This is a genomic window from Ahrensia sp. R2A130 (genome assembly GCF_000179775.1).
Lineage (GTDB): Bacteria > Pseudomonadota > Alphaproteobacteria > Rhizobiales > Rhizobiaceae > Pseudahrensia.
Window position 1 is genome coordinate 31,329 of record NZ_AEEB01000003.1, and the last position, 19,060, is coordinate 50,388.

At 56.8% G+C, this 19,060-nt stretch carries 14 protein-coding genes and 4 tRNA genes; 15 read left to right on the forward strand and 3 right to left on the reverse strand.

The features are described 5' to 3' along the window. Positions 1–158: 158 nt before the first annotated feature. Positions 159–818 (forward strand): OmpA family protein, encoded by a 660-nt coding sequence (locus tag R2A130_RS00915; protein WP_009462933.1) that lies wholly within the window; start codon positions 159–161, stop codon positions 816–818. Positions 819–891: 73 nt separating this feature from the next. On the opposite strand, the gene R2A130_RS00920 is transcribed toward R2A130_RS00915, so the two are convergent. Continuing rightward, positions 892–966: transfer RNA gene (locus R2A130_RS00920), tRNA-Asn, on the reverse strand. Positions 967–1,489: 523 nt separating this feature from the next. On the opposite strand from R2A130_RS00920, the gene R2A130_RS00925 reads away from it, so the two are divergent. The 12 genes from R2A130_RS00925 to R2A130_RS00980 all read left to right on the forward strand — a co-directional run bounded on the left by R2A130_RS00925 (position 1,490) and on the right by R2A130_RS00980 (position 17,297). Then, positions 1,490–1,563 (forward strand) — tRNA-Cys (locus tag R2A130_RS00925). 105 nt (positions 1,564–1,668) lie between these two features. Next, positions 1,669–2,307, forward strand: a complete 639-nt coding sequence (locus R2A130_RS00930) for a protein-L-isoaspartate O-methyltransferase (RefSeq protein ID WP_040304681.1) — start codon at positions 1,669–1,671, stop codon at positions 2,305–2,307. Between the two features lie 252 nt (positions 2,308–2,559). After that, positions 2,560–3,876, forward strand: coding sequence for a TolC family outer membrane protein (locus tag R2A130_RS00935; RefSeq protein ID WP_040304468.1), 1,317 nt, complete (start codon positions 2,560–2,562; stop codon positions 3,874–3,876). A gap of 156 nt (positions 3,877–4,032) precedes the next feature. After that, positions 4,033–4,869, forward strand: coding sequence for a DUF2497 domain-containing protein (locus R2A130_RS00940; RefSeq protein ID WP_009462937.1), 837 nt, complete (start codon positions 4,033–4,035; stop codon positions 4,867–4,869). A gap of 214 nt (positions 4,870–5,083) precedes the next feature. After that, complete coding sequence (locus tag R2A130_RS00945) at positions 5,084–8,236, forward strand: valine--tRNA ligase (RefSeq protein WP_009462938.1); 3,153 nt, start codon at positions 5,084–5,086, stop codon at positions 8,234–8,236. A 185-nt stretch (positions 8,237–8,421) separates the two neighbouring features. Beyond that, the gene (locus R2A130_RS00950; protein WP_009462940.1) at positions 8,422–9,831 is read left to right on the forward strand and encodes a membrane protein involved in aromatic hydrocarbon degradation; all 1,410 of its coding nucleotides are present in this window, start codon (positions 8,422–8,424) and stop codon (positions 9,829–9,831) included. A gap of 311 nt (positions 9,832–10,142) precedes the next feature. After that, entirely contained in the window at positions 10,143–10,781 is a 639-nt protein-coding gene (locus R2A130_RS00955) for an ATP-dependent Clp protease proteolytic subunit (protein WP_009462941.1), read from the forward strand. 180 nt (positions 10,782–10,961) lie between these two features. Next, entirely contained in the window at positions 10,962–12,245 is a 1,284-nt protein-coding gene (clpX, locus tag R2A130_RS00960; RefSeq protein WP_009462942.1) for an ATP-dependent Clp protease ATP-binding subunit ClpX, read from the forward strand. Positions 12,246–12,524: 279 nt separating this feature from the next. Next, positions 12,525–15,053 (forward strand): endopeptidase La, encoded by a 2,529-nt coding sequence (lon, locus tag R2A130_RS00965; RefSeq protein WP_009462943.1) that lies wholly within the window; start codon positions 12,525–12,527, stop codon positions 15,051–15,053. Between the two features lie 200 nt (positions 15,054–15,253). Beyond that, entirely contained in the window at positions 15,254–15,529 is a 276-nt protein-coding gene (locus tag R2A130_RS00970) for an HU family DNA-binding protein (protein WP_009462945.1), read from the forward strand. Between the two features lie 104 nt (positions 15,530–15,633). Next, positions 15,634–16,197, forward strand: coding sequence for an HD family hydrolase (locus R2A130_RS00975; protein ID WP_211098021.1), 564 nt, complete (start codon positions 15,634–15,636; stop codon positions 16,195–16,197). 107 nt (positions 16,198–16,304) lie between these two features. Then, on the forward strand, positions 16,305–17,297 hold the full coding sequence (locus R2A130_RS00980; RefSeq protein ID WP_009462947.1) for a 3-hydroxyacyl-CoA dehydrogenase NAD-binding domain-containing protein: 993 nt from the start codon (positions 16,305–16,307) through the stop codon (positions 17,295–17,297). 334 nt (positions 17,298–17,631) lie between these two features. On the opposite strand, the gene R2A130_RS00985 is transcribed toward R2A130_RS00980, so the two are convergent. Together R2A130_RS00985 and R2A130_RS00990 are read right to left on the reverse strand one after the other, a co-directional pair. After that, a tRNA-Val gene (locus tag R2A130_RS00985) sits at positions 17,632–17,707 on the reverse strand. A gap of 47 nt (positions 17,708–17,754) precedes the next feature. Then, a tRNA-Asp gene (locus tag R2A130_RS00990) sits at positions 17,755–17,831 on the reverse strand. Between the two features lie 241 nt (positions 17,832–18,072). Here R2A130_RS00990 and R2A130_RS00995 point away from each other — a divergent pair. Then, positions 18,073–18,438, forward strand: a complete 366-nt coding sequence (locus R2A130_RS00995; protein WP_009462948.1) for an NADH-quinone oxidoreductase subunit A — start codon at positions 18,073–18,075, stop codon at positions 18,436–18,438. Positions 18,439–18,483: 45 nt separating this feature from the next. After that, a complete protein-coding gene (locus tag R2A130_RS01000) occupies positions 18,484–19,059 on the forward strand; it encodes an NADH-quinone oxidoreductase subunit B family protein (protein ID WP_009462949.1) in 576 nt (191 codons plus the stop codon). The last annotated feature ends 1 nt before the right edge of the window (position 19,060 follow it).

Sequence of the window (19,060 nt, forward strand, 5' to 3'; positions counted from 1 at the left end):
TTCGTTGCCGCAAGCCCTGCGCTTTCTCACCACAGGGCCTCTCGTGCGGTAACGAAACACACCGTGCCGCCGTTAGGCCGCATTTTTAGGAAATATGAACCATAAGTGACGTATATCTGCGTCTGAAAGCCAAGTTTACGTTTCGAAAGACGACCTCCATGAAAAACATGATCCTTCCCGTCCTGCTCGCCGCAGGCCTCGTTTCCGCCTGCACCACCGATCCCTACACTGGGCAGCAGAAGGTTTCCAACACTGCAATCGGCGTTGGCGGCGGTGCTGCTCTCGGCGCGCTTGGTGGCCTTATCGTCGGCAAAACAACCGGCGCAGACACCCGCAAGGCCGTTCTCATCGGTGCCGGTATTGGTGCCATCGGCGGCGGCGGCGTTGGTCTTTATCAGGACAATCAGGAAGCCAAGCTTCGCGCAGAGCTTCAGAACACCGGCGTTTCCGTTTCCCGTGTGGGCAACGACATCGTGCTCAATATGCCGTCCAACATCACGTTTAACTCGGGCAGTGCCGATCTGAAGGCGCAATTTTTCCGCGTGCTGAACTCGGTCGCGCTGGTGCTGAAGGAGTACAACAAGACATTGGTGAACGTGTCCGGTCACACCGACAGCGATGGTTCCGATCAGTTCAACCAGCAGCTTTCCGAGCGCCGTGGCGTAAACGTCGCCCAGTACCTCGTGCAGCAGGGCACCGATTCGCGCCGCTACTATGTTGTCGGTTACGGTGAAGAGCGCCCGATTGCTTCCAACGCATCGGCTGCCGGTAAAGAGCAGAACCGCCGCGTGGAAATCCGCCTCTCGCCGCTGACATAAGCGCAGGCCAACAAAATCTGCGGGCCGATGCGAAAGCGTCGGTCCGTTTTTCGTTTTAAGGCTGAAGAAAAAGTGGCTCCCCGGGTCGGATTCGAACCAACGACCAATCGATTAACAGTCGATTGCTCTACCACTGAGCTACCGGGGAACGCATACAACGCTGGTGAGTTACCTCATCTGCGCGGCACGGGTGGCCTTTAACAACGAATGCCTTCGCACCGCAAGCGCAAATCGAGAGCATTATCGCACTCTTTTGCGCTCCGGCATCTTCACTTCGACTACCGACCGCATTCGGTCATGCTCCACCATCGGGGAACCGAACCTTGAAATTAAAATCCGGGATGCCTTCAACACGGCTCGGGCGTGTGCTTGCAGGCACAGCCCTCGTTATCGGCGGTATATTGGGCTTCTTGCCAATCCTTGGCTTCTGGATGATTCCGTTGGGCCTGCTCATACTGTCGCAGGACTTTCCGGCAATCCGCCGCTTTCGCCGTCGTTGGACAGTGAAGATGGGGCGGCGCTGGGCCAGATTTGGGGCCTCTTCACCACGCCTAAGCAAGGCGTTCCCCAAAGCGTTTCCTAAACCGTCTTCTAAACCGCGCCAAAAGGCTTGACGCCGCGCGCTTGCAGCCCCAATGAACACCCGCCCGAGACGAATACATCGGGCATGAGGCCTCGTGGCGGAGTGGTTACGCAGAGGACTGCAAATCCTTGCACCCCGGTTCGATTCCGGGCGAGGCCTCCAGACAATTTTTTGCTTATGGCCAATGCCATCGGCAGCATTTAGCCGCGACGGCGGTGCCTTGGTGCCTGTGGGGAGCCGACCGTGATCGATTTCGAAAAAGCGCGCATGACGATGGTGGATTGCCAGATCCGTCCTAATGACGTGACGGATCGCACGATTCTGCAGGCTTTCATGGATGTGCCCCGTGAGGCGTTCGTTTCTGCAGCCCAAAAGCCACTGGCCTATATCGACGAAGACATTCCTGTCTCCTCCGATGGTGATGACCGCTATCTGATGGAAGTCACTTCCATGGCAAAGCTGGTGCAACTGGCGGAAATCAAGCCGGACAGCATCGTTCTCGATATTGGTTGCGCTACCGGCTACTCCACCGCGATCCTCAGCCGCTTGTGCAATTCTGTGGTTGCTGTCGAATCCGATGAACATTTGGCGCAGCGAGCCGGTGAAAGCCTGATCGAGGGCGGTTTCGACAATGCCGTGGTCGTACACGGACCGCTCGAAAAGGGCCTTCCAAAAGAAGGTCCCTATGATGTCATCTATATCGGTGGGGCCGTATCCGAACTTCCCGACGTTCTGACCGGCCAGCTTAAAGAGGGCGGTCGTCTGGTCGTTGTCGAAGGCACGGGCAATGCGGGCGTCGCTCGTTTGTACACCCGTAACGGCGATACGCTGTCGGGCCGCCGCGCTTTTAATAGTGCAGTAAAGCCACTACCGGGCTTTGAAGCGAAGCCCGGCTTCGTTTTCTGATAGCAACCGCGTTAGCGTTTCGTTAACCACTAAGGGAATCGACGGGCGAAGTGCGCTCAATTTTCACCGTTTTGCGCAAGCTTGTGCAACATCTTGCAACTGACCTCTAATCGGTTGCCATTTGTGTTTGATCGGTGTGTTGGGCAACAGCCTTGGAAATGCGGAATATTGGCTAGTTTAGGGAATTTCATGGGTTTTAAGCGAGTAAAGACGAGGCGGACTGCAACCCTTCTCGCGTTCCTTTGCGCTCCCATGTTCGTCGCACCTCAGGTGCAGGCCGAATCTATTACCAACGCGCTGGCCTCCGCTTACCGTTCCAATTCACAGCTGAACGCCCAGCGCGCTTCCACACGCGCCGTTGATGAAGGTGTGGCGCGCGCTAAATCCGGTTACCGCCCACAGATAACAGGTGACGCGGATTTTGGTGCAATCAGCAGCAGCTCGAATCGTGGTGGCAGCAACGACTTCAACCCTTACGGATATGGCATCACCATCGTGCAGCCGCTGTTTGACGGATTCCAAACACTGAACAACGTCGCCGCAGCTAAAGCTCAGGTTGGCGCATCGCGCGAGCAGCTTCGCAACACTGAGCAGACCGTGTTACAAAACGCTGCCAGTGCATATGTCGATGTTCTTGTCTCGCAGGAATTACTGTCTATCCGCCGCCAGAACCGACTTTTCCTCGCCGAACAGGTGCGATCGTCAAACGCTCGACTTGAAGTGGGTGAGGGTACCCGCACTGACGTGGCACAAAGCCAGGCTCGTGAAGCCGGCGCCCGCGCTCTCATCTCTTCCGCCGAGGCAGATCTAGCCGCAGCCCGCGCAACCTATTTTCAAGTCATCGGTCGTCAGCCAAGCAATTTGCGTTTTCCAAAGGGCCCGACACGGCTTTATCCACGCAACCTTACCGCGGCGTTGGAGCAAGGCATCGGCCAGCATCCGGCAGTTCGTCAGGCGCAATATGGCGTCGATGCGGCCCTGTTTAACGTGAAGGTTCAACAAGGCACATTTCTGCCAACGGTCAGCTTGCGTGGCAATGCGCAGAGCCGGTTCAACAGTGGCGGCGATGGCAGCCGAAGCCAGCAGTCTTCAGCAACGGTGAACCTGTCTGTGCCGATCTATCAGGGCGGTGCTGCAAGCGCGAATGTGCGAGAGGCCAAGGAATTGCTGGCGCAGTCCCGCATTCAGGTCAATCAGGCACGCGATCAGGTTCGCGCTGCTATTCTTTCCGCTTGGGCAGCCATTGAAGCGGCCCGCTCTAATGTTTCGGCCAACAACACCGCCGTACGCGCCGCAAGACTGGCGCTTTCCGGTGCAATTGAAGAGCGTAATGTCGGACAGCTCACACAGCTTGATGTGTTGAACGCACAAAGCACGTTGCTCGACAGCCAGATCCAGCTGCTCACCGCCCGCCGCACGCAGGTCGTGGCCGGTTATGCGCTGGTGGCCTCTGTGGGCAATCTCAACAGCGCCAAGCTGCGCCTTGCGGTTCGTCATTACGAGCCGAAAGAGCACTACGAAGCTGTGAAAGATAAGTGGTACGGGCTGCGCACGCCTTCGAACCGCTAAGGCGATCCACCAGCCGCTTTCAAACGGCTAACCCAACCATCGGTGGAACAGTAAGCGCTGCACTTTCGGTTGCGGGGCAGCTTTGCATATACTCTTTGCTAACGAATCAGGCTCTTGCGCACCATCCGCGCGGGCAACGGTACGGGATAGCCGGGAATGAAAAGCTCCAACACAGTGCTCAAAGATGAAGCTGCATCTACCGATGCCGAGCCGTCGATGGACGAGATTCTGGCGTCGATCAAGCAGATCATCGCCGATGACGAGCCGGAAGACGCCGAAATCCACCCGCGTGATTTGTACAGCCACCCGACAGACGTCTCCAACAGCAATGCTGAATTGGAAGCGAATACGGATGCCGTTGATACAGACGTGATTGCTGATCTTCAGGCCGCCATGGAAGCGGAATTGTCTCCGCAAGTGACCGTACCGGAAGCTCCTGAAATGGAAGTCTCTGCGACTGAAGCAGAAGAGCCCACCGTAGCACCGGTTGAGGCGGCCACTGCTTTTGCAGATGCCGCACCATTCTCCACGCCGATGGATCAGCGCGCCGCGCGATTGCGCGATGAAGTCGCTCAGACCACCGCTGGCATGACGCCGGATGAACGTTTGGCTGCTTACCGCGTGCGCAACCAGTTGCGTCAGCAAGGTCTTTCTACCGGCACCGCAACTGAAGCTTCTAACGTCGATGTGGGCAAAGCGGTCGATGTAACCGCAGCAGCCGCAGCAATCCGCGCCAGCCTTGGTCCGTCGCTGTCCGAACAAGCACCCGCTGCAGCACCAGCGCCTGCCGTTGGCGCTGCTGATACCGATGGCATCGCCCGCCAAATGGCCAGCCAGTTGATGGACGAGCGCAAAGCCGAAATCGAAACACTTCTCACCGATATGATGCGCCCCACCATCCGCAAATGGCTGACCGAAAATCTGCCCGGCGTGGTAGAAAAGCTGGTACGCGAAGAAATCGAAGGCGTAGCGACGCGCCGTCGCCGCGACTGATCCGGCGATCAGGTTATTTCGCCCGACAAAGGCGTTATCGCTGCCGTTTGCGCCAACTGACGCCCTCCAGCGCAAGTCCGTGTTGACTTGGGGCAGGGCCTCCGCTTTGAAAACCGGCGAGACCAAGACACACTAGGTGCAAGCCCATATCGCCCCGATATGGATGTCTTCGCGCACCAATCCGTCCCCTATTCATCCATGACAGGTGAAACCCATGCTTGAAAAAACCTATGATGCCGCCGGTGTCGAGCCTCGCATCGCGGCCCGTTGGGACGAGGCCAAGGCCTTCGCCATGGGTGCGGGTGCAGATGATGGAGCGGATGCTTTCACCATCGTCATTCCGCCGCCCAACGTCACCGGCTCGCTGCATATGGGCCACGCGCTCAACAACACGCTGCAGGATATTCTGGTGCGGTGGAAGCGCATGCTCGGCTACAACGTGCTGTGGCAACCCGGCATGGACCACGCGGGCATCGCCACGCAGATGGTCGTCGAACGCAAGCTGGCCGAAACCCAACAACCCAGCCGTCGCGAGATGGGCCGTGAGACCTTTATCGAGAAGGTCTGGGAGTGGAAGGAAGAATCCGGCGGCACGATCTTCAACCAGCTGAAACGCCTTGGCGCATCGTGTGATTGGTCACGCGAGCGCTTTACCATGGACGAAGGCCTGTCGAAGGCAGTGGTCGAAGTTTTCGTCAAACTCTACGATGAAGGTCTCATCTATCGCGGCAAGCGATTGGTGAATTGGGATCCACATTTCGAAACCGCCATTTCCGATCTCGAGGTCGAGAACATCGAAACCAACGGCCACATGTGGCATTTCAAATATCCGCTCGCGGGCGGCCAGACCTACGACTACGTCGAGAAGGACGAGGACGGCAACGAGACCCTGCGCGAAACCCGCGACTACATCTCCATCGCCACCACGCGCCCGGAAACCATGTTGGGCGACGGCGCGGTCGCTGTTCATCCGAGCGACGAGCGCTACGCGCCGATCATCGGCAAGCTGTGCGAAATCCCCGTCGGGCCGAAAGAGCACCGCCGCCTGATCCCCATCATCACCGATGAATACCCCGACAAGAACTTCGGGTCCGGCGCGGTGAAAATCACCGGCGCCCACGATTTCAACGACTATCAGGTCGCCAAGCGTGGTGGCATCCCGATGTATCGCTTGATGGATACTGTCGCCGCCATGCGGGCCGACGGTGCGCCCTATGCGGAAGAAGCCGCCAAGGCCGCAGCCATAGTTGAAAGCGGCGAGACGCCCGATGAGAACTTCGTCGATGCCATCAATCTGGTGCCGGAAGAATATCGCGGCCTCGACCGCTATGACGCCCGTGAGAAGGTCATCGCCGATATCACGGCGGAGGGCCTCGCCATCATGGTGCCGGAAACCGACCCGCGCCTCGGCCCGGTGAAAGCGCCGTTGGCACCGGAGGAGGGCGGTGAGGTCCGCGCGCTCGTGCCGCTGGTGGAAAAGAACAAGATGCAGCAGCCCACCGGCGACCGCTCCAAGGTTGTCATCGAGCCGATGCTCACCGACCAATGGTTCTGCGACGCCGAAACGCTGGCGAAACCGGCAACAGCCGCCGTCCGCGAAGGCCGCACGGATTTCGTGCCCAAGACGTGGGAAAACACCTATTTCAACTGGATGGACAACATCCAGCCCTGGTGCATTTCACGGCAGCTGTGGTGGGGACACCGGATTCCGGTTTGGTATGGCGTTTCCAAAGAGGCGATAAAAAAGTATTATGCAGATTGTTGGGAGCGGGATCAGGAAGATGGACTGACAATTCCTCGGGATCGGAAAGTCTCCATGTTTTCTAACCCTTCTGACCACGTGTCATTCTGCGCGCGAACTGTCGAAGAAGCTCGAGAAAAGGCATCGGAATATTACTCAGAATTAGGCGTAGTGCATGTGTCCGTTCCTGAGGACACACCCTCTGATATGAGCGTGCAACCTAGCAGCAAATCTAATATGCCTAGCTGCGGGCGCTGGCTCGATGATGACGACGACACGGTGCTTTGGAATGTGGACCTTTACCGCGACCCCGACGTCCTAGACACATGGTTCTCCTCCGCGCTTTGGCCGTTCTCCACTCTCGGCTGGCCAGATGAAACGCCGGAACTCGCCTCCCACTATCAGACCGACGTTCTCGTCACCGGTTTCGACATCATCTTCTTCTGGGTCGCCCGGATGATGATGATGGGGCTGCACTTTATGAAAGACGAGGACGGCAAGCCCGTTGAACCCTTCCACACCGTCTATGTTCATGCGCTGGTGCGCGACAAGACGGGGGCGAAAATGTCGAAGTCCAAGGGCAACGTCATCGACCCGCTGGAGCTGATGGACGAGTACGGCACCGACGCGCTGCGCTTTACGCTGGCCATTATGGCCGCGCAGGGCAGGGATGTGAAACTCGATACTGCGCGCATCGCCGGTTACCGAAATTTCGGAACCAAGCTGTGGAACGCCACGCGCTTTGCGCAGATGAACGAGGTCGCGCCGGTGCAGGGTTTCGATCCGGCCAGCGCCACCCACCAGCTCAATCGTTGGGTGCTGACGGAGCTTTCAGCCACCATCACCGAGATCGACGACGCGCTGGAGAAATACCGCTTCAACGATGCGTCTGCCGCAGCCTACCGCTTCGTGTGGAACACGTTCTGCGACTGGTATCTCGAACTCCTGAAACCCGTTTTCAACGGCGATGACGAGGCGGCTAAAACCGAGGCCCGCGCGACGGCAGCCCATGTGCTTGGCGAAATCTACCGCCTGCTGCACCCGTTCATGCCCTTCATCACCGAAGAGCTGGCGACTGAAACCGGCATGCTGGGGGAGGGCGAACTGCTCTGCCATTCCGCTTGGCCGAAGGCTGGCGTGAGCGACACGGAAGCTGCGGGTGAGATCAACTGGTTGATCGACCTCGTGACACAAATTCGCTCGCTGCGGTCGGAAATTAACATCAAGCCATCGCAGCAACTGCCGCTGGTGGTGATCGGCGCTGACGAGGCAACCAAGGCTCGCATCGCCCGCCATCAAGGAGCTATCGAAAGGCTTGCCCGTGTCGATGCGGTTTCCCACGCTGATGCCGCGCCGAAAGGTTCAGCACAACTCATCGCAGGCAGCGCTACGGTCGCTGTGCCGTTGCAGGGGCTGGTGGATGTGGCGGCGGAGTCCGCGCGCTTGAACAAAGAAATCGCTGGCCTCGACAAGGACATCAAACAGATCGGCGGAAAGCTGAAAAACGAGAAGTTCGTCGCCAACGCGCCGGAAGCTATCGTAGAGGAGAATCGCCAGCGTTTGGTGGACGCCGAAGAGCGAAAACAGAAACTTTCGGCTGCTTTGACCCTGTTGAGCGCGCTCTAATTGGATATTTGAGGTTGAAACGGGGTGTTCCAGCCCCGTTTCGTTGCAGATTTGCCACTTCGGAAAAACGGTTGATTGACGCAAACGTAAATGCTCTTGCCACTTTGGTTCAATTCGTCACATTTAGACCCAAGTTAGAACAAAGTGCGGCCAAGAAAGGCGGCACGCTTCAGGGAGGGGCTTAAATGTCTCTGAAACGCGCAATTCTCGCCGGCGTAAGCGCCGCACTCGTGTCCACCACAGCAATGGCTGGTGGTTTCGACCGCGGCGGCGTGCAGATCGACCAGTTGTTTGATGCTGGTACGACAATGGGCGCCCGTGCTGCATGGGTCATGCCGCAGCGTGAGTTGAAGAACTATCAGCGCGCTGGAAACTCAGCTGTTGATAACAGAGCCGCTCTGATAGGCGGAGGCGTTCAGCAACAAGTCGCGGCGTTCACGCTTGGAAACGGTGGTACGCCACCGAATGCCGCGCAGTTAGCCGGTATTCAGGCCCTGGTCACCGCTGGCGTGGACGCCGCTCTAGCGCCTCTGACGCCTGCCTCTGCGTCAAGCGTCGATGTCGAGGGGGACTACAGTAATTTTAGCCTTGGTTTCAAGGTCAACGTTAGTGAGGGCGTGGATTGCCTCGGACACTACTCGCAACCTTATGGCGCTGATGCTGACTATGGTACCGGCAATGCTCAATCCCTTTCAGCAGTGTCGTTTAAGATTAGTACAAACGACTACGGCCTGACGTGTTCTTATCAATTTTCCGCTGGTGAAACCGCCGTCGGTAAGGCCTTTGGGCGCATCATCGTTGGCGGTTCGTATCAGGAAATTGAGGGCTTTCAGTCTCGCCAGAGTTTTGGTGACTTCATTCCTCTAGGCGGATTTGGCGGTGTTGCTGACGCAACTGGTCTTGGCCTGTTCAATGTAACAGATGAGGCATTCGGTTTTCGTGTTGGGGCATCATACGAAATTCCGACAATCGCGCTTCGTGCGACCGTGCTCTATTCGTCTAAATATGATTACGATCTGACCGGGACGCAGAACAACACAGGTTTCAATCCCAACTTGGCCCTGACGCCAGTTGGCGTTGTTCCGATCACGGCTTCTACTGAGATCCCGCAGGCTTTGGACATTCGCCTGCAGTCTGGTATTCGCGAAGGCACTCTGGCGTTCTTGAACATGCGTTGGCAGGATTGGAGCCAGCTTCAGTCCATTCGCATTAACGGTGGTCTAAATCCTGCAGATCCTACAGGAAACACAGGTTCCAACCTCGCATTTGAGCCATTCTATCAGGACGGTTACACAATCTCTGCAGGTGTTGGTCAGGTCATCACAACTGAGCTTTCCGGTCTCGCAGCGATCGGTTGGGATCGCGGTACGTCCACCACGTCTGGTACGCAGACTGATACATGGACCCTTTCAGGCGGTTTTCAGTATAAGCCATTTGAAAATATGGAATTCAACTTTGGTGGTTTGATCGGTGTTCTGACAAGCGGCACATCCGGCCCGAACCCTGCTCAGGTCGATCAGTCCAACAACGTGACCTATTCGTTCGACAACGACATGGTCTACGCGTTGTCCGGCAGCTTCAAAGCCAAATTCTAAAGCTACGTTAGCTTGGCGGTTCAACCGCCGAATGATGAATTCAGGGCGGCCCACGGGTCGCCCTTTTTCAATTTTGCCATCGGCGTCTTGCAGCGCTCTTTCGAGACATTTCGCCTCTTTAATCCCCGCAGACAGTCACCTATCTTATCAACAACACGGATTCGCAGCCGACACTTGCGATTTTCCCCATTTGCAGCCGCGTCATGGAGCGGGTGTTAACACTTCGTTAATCGTATCAGCGTCTGTCTTGTGCACCTCATTTTTCGGCGCACTGCGCTGATTCTCGAAGCGAATTCAAAGAAAGGTATCCGATGCAGGATCCGATCCAGACCGCCATGAACCTCGTGCCGATGGTGGTGGAACAGACAAACCGTGGCGAACGCGCCTACGACATTTTCTCTCGCCTTCTCAAAGAGCGTATCATCTTCATCACCGGTCCTATCGAAGACGGTATGTCGGTGCTGGTCTGCGCGCAGCTTTTGTTTCTTGAAGCCGAGAACCCGAAGAAAGAGATTTCGCTCTACATCAACTCGCCCGGCGGTGTCGTGACAGCCGGCATGGCGATCTATGACACCATGCAGTTTATCAAGCCGCCTGTTGCAACGCTTTGCATGGGGCAAGCGTGCTCGATGGGATCGCTGCTGCTGACGGCGGGCGAAAAGGATATGCGCTTCATCCTGCCTCAGGCACGGGTTATGCTGCACCAACCTTCTGGCGGGATGCAGGGTAAGGTTTCCGATATCGAGCGCAATTATACCGATATCATTAAAGTGAAGCAGCGCCTGAACGATATCTATGTGAAGCATACCGGGCAGGACCTGGAGACTATCGAGCGCACCCTGGACCGTGATCATTTCATGAACGCGGAAGAGTCCGTCGAATTCGGTGTTGTCGATAAAGTCATCGCGTCGCGCGACGAAATCGAAGGCGAAGCTTCCAGCGATAAGTAACGATCCGGCGTGGGGTGTGCTGCTTATGCCCCACCCGTTGCAGCCCATTGCCTTAGTGTTAAGCGCGATGGGGGAATATGATTGCCAGTTGCAGGTCTTTATGGCCTGATTGGCATAACATCGTGCGTGTTTGCGTGCGTCGATACAAAGCGGGCCTAAATGGCCCGAACGAGGTGGACCATGAGCAAGGTTTCCAACACGACCGGTGGCGACAGCAAAAACACGCTGTATTGCTCCTTCTGCGGCAAAAGCCAGCATGAAGTTCGCAAGCTGATTGCCGGTCCAACAGTCTTCATCTGCGATGAATGCGTCGAGTTGTGCATGGATATCATCCGCGAGGAGAACAAATCCTCGTTGGTGAAGTCCACCGATGGCACACCCACGCCGCAGGAAATCCTCGACGTGCTGAACGACTATGTCATCGGCCAGCCCCACGCCAAGCGTGTGCTGTCGGTTGCGGTGCACAACCACTACAAGCGGTTGAACCACGCGGCTGAAAACGAAGACGTGGAACTGGCAAAATCCAACATCATGCTGATCGGCCCCACCGGTTGCGGCAAGACGCTGCTCGCGCAGACGCTGGCCCGCATCCTCGATGTGCCTTTCACCATGGCCGACGCCACCACTCTGACCGAAGCCGGTTACGTGGGCGAAGATGTCGAGAACATCATCCTCAAGCTGCTGCAAAGCGCCGACTACAATGTCGAACGCGCCCAGCGCGGCATCGTCTATATTGATGAGGTCGATAAGATCACCCGCAAGTCCGACAATCCGTCGATCACACGGGATGTCTCGGGCGAGGGCGTGCAGCAGGCACTGTTGAAAATTATGGAAGGCACGGTCGCATCCGTGCCGCCGCAGGGCGGTCGTAAACATCCGCAGCAGGAATTCCTGCAGGTGGACACGACCAACATTCTGTTCATCGCGGGCGGCGCTTTTGCCGGTCTCGACAAGATCATTTCCGACCGTGGTCGTCAGACCGGCATCGGTTTCGGTGCCAATGTGGAAAGCCCGGAAGATCGCAAGACGGGCGAGCTCTTCAAAGCGCTGGAGCCTGAAGATTTGCTGCGCTTTGGCCTGATCCCGGAATTCGTCGGTCGTATTCCGGTCCTCGCCACCTTGGAGGATCTCGACGAAGACTCACTGGTGCAGATCCTGTCAGAGCCGAAAAACGCACTCATCAAGCAGTATCAGCGCTTGTTCGAGATGGAAGAAGTGACGTTGTCCTTCCAGGAGGATGCTCTTCGCGCCATCGCGCAGAAGGCGATCACCCGTAAGACCGGTGCCCGTGGCCTGCGTTCGATCATCGAAGGCATTTTGCTCGACACGATGTTCGAATTGCCGAGCCTGGAAGGTGTTCAGGAAGTCGTGATTTCCGAAGAAGTTGTGAACGGCAACGGTAGCACCCGTCCGCTCTACATCTACGCTGACAAAGAAGACGAAACGACCGCCGAAAGCGCGTAGTTATTTTCTTTTTGTACCGAGTTTTAAAGCGGCCCCGAACGGGGCCGTTTTCACGTCCGGCACTGGAACAACTTCTTGTGCGCTGTGTCGCGGCGAAGCACCTTGATCGCTCACCGGCGAACCCCACATAGACATCAACAAAGAGCCTGCATCGCTTGGCCCTTTCACCTTAATCTCAGCTGCGGCGTCGCAACCGTAGGCAAGGGGTGAATCGGCAGGGTAGGGTGTTGGTTGAAGATTCGCCGCTGCGGTTCGCGGGGCGACCAGAAAGGACCTTCCATGGCTGACGACAGCAAGAAGAGCGCCGTGCCGAAAGTTTCGGCCAGTAAGAAATCCAACGACGGTGCAACTGCACCGAAGAAAGCTGCTGCAGATGCAGCATCCAAGAAGAAAGTGACGGTTCGCGTGACCACGAAAGACGGCTCCGTTTATCCGGTCCTGCCGCTGCGCGACATCGTTGTTTTCCCGCACATGATCGTCCCGCTATTTGTGGGCCGCGAGAAGTCGATTGCCGCGCTTGAAGAAGTGATGGCGAACGACAAGCAAATTTTGCTCGTCACCCAGAAAAACGCTGGCGACGATGATCCATCACCTGCATCGATGTACGATATCGGCACGCTGGCGACGGTGCTTCAGTTGCTCAAACTGCCGGACGGCACCGTGAAGGTGTTGGTCGAAGGCTATGAGCGCGCAGCCGTCACCCGCTTCACCGACAAAGAAGAATATCACGAGGCTTTCGCACTCGCCGCGCCTGACATGGATGAGGATGAAGTGCAGATCGAAGCGCTGTCGCGCTCGGTCACAGCCGAATTCGAGAACTATGTGAAGCTGAACAAGAAGGTCTCGCCAGAGGTCGTCTCAGCCGTCACGCAGATCGAGGACTATGCGAAACTGGCCGACACGATCGCGAGCCATCTGGCCGTCAAAATCTCCGACAAGCAGGACATTCTTTCGCTGCTTTCCGTAAGAGAGCGGCTGGAAAAAGTGCTGGGCATGATGGAGAGCGAAATCTCTGTTCTGCAGGTAGAAAAGCGCATTCGCGGCCGCGTGAAACGGCAGATGGAGAAGACCCAGCGCGAGTATTATCTCAACGAGCAGATGAAGGCGATCCAGAAGGAGCTTGGCGACGGCGATGATGGCCGCGACGAGATGGCCGAGCTTGAAGAGAAAATCAAAAAGACGAAATTCTCCAAGGAAGCCAAAGACAAGGCTGATGCCGAGTTCAAAAAGCTGAAGCAGATGAGCCCGATGAGCGCGGAAGCGACCGTCGTGCGTAACTATCTTGATTGGCTGTTGAGCTTGCCATGGGGCAAGAAAAGCCGCGTGAAAACTGATTTGGCCGCTGCCGAAGAAGTGCTCGATACCGACCACTTCGGTCTTGAGAAAGTCAAAGAACGCATCGTCGAGTTTCTCGCCGTGCAGACGCGCTCGAAGGTCATCAAAGGACCGATTCTGTGCCTCGTTGGTCCTCCCGGCGTCGGTAAAACATCACTCGGCAAGTCCATCGCGAAGGCGACGGGCCGTGAGTTCGTGCGCATGTCGCTAGGTGGTGTGCGTGATGAATCCGAGATCCGCGGCCACCGCCGCACTTACATCGGCTCCATGCCCGGTAAAATCATCCAATCGATGAAGAAGGCAAAGAAGAGCAACCCGCTCTTCCTGCTCGATGAGATCGACAAGATGGGACAGGATTTCCGTGGCGACCCATCGTCCGCACTGCTTGAGGTGCTCGATCCGGAACAGAACAACGCGTTCGGCGACCACTATCTGGAGGTCGACTATGATCTGTCGCAGGTCATGTTCGTCACCACCGCGAACTCGCTGAACATTCCCGGCCCGCTGTTGGACCGTATGGAGATCATTCGCATTGCCGGTTACACGGAAGATGAGAAGGTTGAAATTGCGCGCCGTCACCTCATTCCAAAGGCGATCAAGAACCACGCTTTGGAAGACAAAGAGCTGGAAATCGCAGACGACGCGCTGCTCAACGTCATCCGTCTTTACACCCGTGAAGCTGGCGTTCGTAATCTTGAGCGCGAGTTGGCAACGATTGCACGTAAGGCCGTGACAGAGATTTTGAAAACCAAGGTCAAGACGGTGAAGGTGACCGAGGACAATCTTGATGACTATCTCGGCGTGAAACGTTTCCGTTTCGGTCAGATCGACAAAGACGATCAGGTTGGCGTGGTCACGGGCCTCGCTTGGACGGAAGTCGGCGGCGAATTGCTCACCATCGAAGGCGTCATGATGCCGGGCAAAGGAAAGATGACCGTCACCGGTAACCTGCGTGACGTCATGAAGGAATCGATTTCCGCAGCCGCATCTTATGTGCGGTCGCGTTCCATCGATTTCGGCATTGAGCCACCACTGTTCGAAAAGCGCGACATCCACGTCCACGTTCCGGAGGGGGCGACCCCGAAGGACGGACCGTCTGCCGGTACCGCGATGGCCACGGCTATTGTGTCCATGTTGACGGGCATCAAAGTTCGCAAAGACATCGCCATGACGGGTGAAATCACCCTGCGTGGTCGTGTTTTGCCAATAGGTGGTTTGAAGGAAAAATTGCTAGCTGCCCTGCGCGGTGGCATCACCAAGGTTCTTATTCCAGAAGACAATGAGAAGGACTTGGCGGACATCCCAGATAACGTGAAGGACGCGCTGGAGATCATTCCGGTTGGTCATCTTGATGAAGTCCTGCCTCATGCGCTGGTCACAATGCCTGAAGCGGTGGAATGGGACGAGGCGGCAGCTGAAGCAGCCGCTCTTGCTGCCAAGGCCACGGACGAATCGGCGCACGTCGCGCACTGACCTATTCGGCAGTTTTGTCGCACCCTATGACCCGCCGGTCCGCTCTAGCAGCAGATCGGCGGGTTTTTTGTTGGAATATCGCTTCAAAACCCTTGTTTCATTGGGTTTTGCTCTCGCGGCGAGCCTTGGAAAATGTCACATAGTGACCCTCACAGTTTGCGGCCAAGCTGAAGACAGCACCGCCTAGAAGGATAAGACCCATGAACAAGCAGGAACTCATTTCCGCGATGGCCGGTAAGGCCGACATGAACAAAGACCAGGCCGGTGCCGCTCTCGAAGCGTTCATCGACTCCGTGACCGATGCGCTGAAATCCGGCGAAGAAGTTCGTCTCCTCGGTTTCGGCAACTTCGTTGTCACCCGTCGCGAAGCACGCATGGGCCGCAACCCACAGACCGGTGCAGCAACTGAGATCGCAGCTGCCAACGTTGCTCGCTTCAAGGTCGGTAAAGGCCTCAAAGACAAGATCAACAGCTAAGCGCTGATCTGGCGCGCAACTTGCGCGTCGTGACATCCAAAACCCCGCTCTGGAAACGGTGCGGGGTTTTTTGTTTTTGAAGAATGCGTTTTGAGGAAATGGCGATGAGCGACACCGAAGCTAAACTGGGTTTTTTGTTGGAGATGGAAAAGCTGAAAGCTGTATTGCGCCGGACACGGCCGGTGGGTGAGGCGCGGCTTGAAAACTCGGCCGAACATTCATGGCAGACAGCAATGGCTGCGCTGCTGTTCATGCCCGAAGACCTGGATGAATTGCGGGTGCTGAAGATGCTGCTGATCCATGACATCGTGGAAATCGATACGGGCGACACCTTCGTTTATGATGAGGCAGCCCGTACTGAGATTGCAGATGAAGAGGCCAAAGCGGCTGAACGCATTTTTGGTTCGCTACCGGACCCGCTCGGTGCAGAACTGCTGGCCCTTTGGCACGAATTCGAGAACCGCTCTTCTCCGGAAGCTGTTTTTGCAAAGGCGATGGATCGCGTTTGCCCGGTGTTGCAGAATCTCGAATCAGAACCGAACAGTTGGCTGGAAAATAACATTTCAGGCGATCGTGTTCTGGCCAAGAACGCCGAGATCGAGAATGCCGATCCAGCTCTCTGGCGCATCCTGCAAAGCCGTATCAAGACGTCATTTGGAATGGCGTAACCAACACGCGAATCGCGGTTGAAAACTGCGGGTAGCGATTCTTTGTGGCTGGACAGACCAAGCCTCAGAACAGAACGTCCCTCAATTCTGTTTTCGGAGACGCGGATATGCGCACAGTCAAAACTCTCGGCCTTCTGGGCACCGGCGTCATCGGTGGCGGCTGGGCCGCCCGCGCGTTGCATGCCGGTGTCGATGTCATCGCTGCCGACACCAACCCCGCCATGGAAGAGTGGATACGCGAGGCGGTACAAAACGCTCGTGGTCCGCTCGATGATCTGACGGAAGGCCTGCCTCTGCCGGAACGGGGCAAGCTGCACTTCACGTTGGATGCCATGGAAATGGCGCAGGCCTCCGATCTGATTCAGGAAAACGTGCCGGAAGACCTCGCCATCAAGCGCAGCGCGCTCGCACCGATCGCTGAAGCTACCGGGCCAGACGTGATCATCGCCACCAGCACATCGGGCTTCATGCCGAGCGAAATTCAGGAAGGCCTGAAACACCCGGAACGATTCCTCGTGGGCCACCCGTTCAACCCGGTTTATCTTTGCCCCTTGGTTGAGATCGTCGGCGGTAAGGAAACGTCTGACGAGGCCAAGGCGGCGGCAAAAGAATTCTATCTGTCCATCGGGATGCACGCGCTTATGGTGAAGCGCGAGGTGCCGGGCCACATTTCCGACCGCCTGCAAGAGGCCATGTGGCGCGAAATCCTTCACGCGTTGAACGATGGAATAGCCACCACGGGCGAGTTGGATGAGAGCATCGTTTATGGTCCGGGCTTGCGCTGGTCGATCATGGGCATGAACCAGATTTATATGATTGCAGGCGGGAAGGGCGGTGCACGCCACTTCATGGAACAATTCGGCCCCGCGCTGGAATGGCCGTGGACGCATTTGAAAGCGCCTGAACTGACGGAAGAGATCATCGACAGATTCGTCGACGGCACGGCAGAGCAGGCAGACGGCAAGAGCGTTCGTGAGCTGGAGGCTATCCGCGACGAGTGCATGGTCGCGGTTCAGAAGGTGCTGGCAAAGCATGATATGGGCAGTGGCACCGCGCTGAACGCGTTCGGCGAGCGGCTGAAGGCGCAGGCTGCGGAGTAGCGCTAAACCGTCGTCTCACTATGCTGTCATCCCGGGCTCGACCCGGGACCCAGTGTCGGGCGCGTTGTGTTCGCGGTTTGGAGCGCGAACCCCTTAATTTCTATCGACCTCCCCGCCCTAGGTCCCGGGTCGAGCCAGGGGTGACAGCGTGAGGGTGATAGAGTTCCGCTAAAAACTCGAAAGCGATCTCTGCGTCGTGCGACCAAGAATTCAGAGGAATAGATGTGCCCGTATCAGGCGGCGAAGAGCCGTCCGGCGCTTATGCGCCGCCCTCGCGGAGCGATTGGCGCAGCCAATCTGCGTGAGCGCGAAACAAACCATTCGCTAAAGCGAATGGTGGGCGATGACGGGCTCGAACCGCCGACATCCTCGGTGTAAACGAGACGCTCTACCAACTGAGCTAATCGCCCTGTAGTCTCACAGACTATATCAGGCTTCACCTTCCAGAAAAGGAAAGTGGCGCGAGTGACGGGACTCGAACCCGCGACCTCCGGCGTGACAGGCCGGCACTCTAACCAACTGAGCTACACCCGCGTGGGCTGGGACCGGCGAACCGGCTCCTTCCGGGGGATGCGAACATCCTCCGAGGTCGGGTGAGGGATTACGAATACGGTCGTGACAAGTCAAGCGGGTTTGGTGCTTGAATCGATGGTTTTCTCAAAGCATTTTCGATCAGCCGAAAAAGGCGACAATTCCTATCTGCGACCGATGGCTGACTTGCACGTCCAACAGCCATCGTTTACCGCTGCCTACAGCAAATTCCGGAGCCGTTTGCATGGACGATCTACTCTATTCCTATCTGCCAGTGCTTATCTTTATGGGTGTTGCCCTGTTCATTGGCCTTGCACTGCTGATTTCGCCTTTCATCATCGCGCATCGTGCGCCGGATGACGAGAAGCTGTCGGCCTACGAATGTGGCTTCAACGCCTTTGATGATGCGCGCATGAAGTTCGACGTGCGCTTCTATCTGGTCGCTATCCTGTTCATCATCTTCGATCTGGAAGTCGCCTTCTTGTTTCCGTGGGCGGTAAGCTTCGGCACGCTGGGCTGGTTTGGTTTCTGGTCGATGATGACATTCCTTGGCGTACTTACCATCGGCTTCATCTACGAATGGAAAAAGGGCGCGCTTGAGTGGGATTAAGTCCACTCGTTCGCCCATAAAACGACACACAAGAGAAAGCAGAGCATGAGCAACGCTTCCGCTACATTGATCGCACCAACGCCCAAGGGCGTGTTGGACCCGGCTACCGGCAAACCTGTTGGACAGAATGATCCGTTCTTCGGTGAGATCAACAATGAACTGGCCGACAAAGGCTTCATCGTCACCACGACTGATGATCTCATCAACTGGTCGCGCACCGGCTCATTGATGTGGATGACATTTGGCTTGGCATGCTGCGCCGTCGAGATGATGCAGATGTCCATGCCGCGCTACGATTCCGAGCGTTTCGGTATCGCCCCGCGCGCCTCCCCACGCCAGTCCGACGTGATGATCGTGGCCGGTACGTTGACCAACAAAATGGCGCCCGCACTGCGTAAGGTTTACGACCAGATGCCGGAGCCACGCTACGTGATTTCCATGGGCTCATGCGCTAATGGCGGCGGTTATTACCACTACAGCTACAGCGTCGTTCGCGGCTGCGACCGTATCGTGCCGGTCGATATTTATGTGCCCGGTTGTCCGCCTTCTGCTGAAGCGCTGCTCTACGGTGTGTTGCTGTTGCAAAAGAAAATCCGCCGCACCGGCACGATCGAGCGTTAAA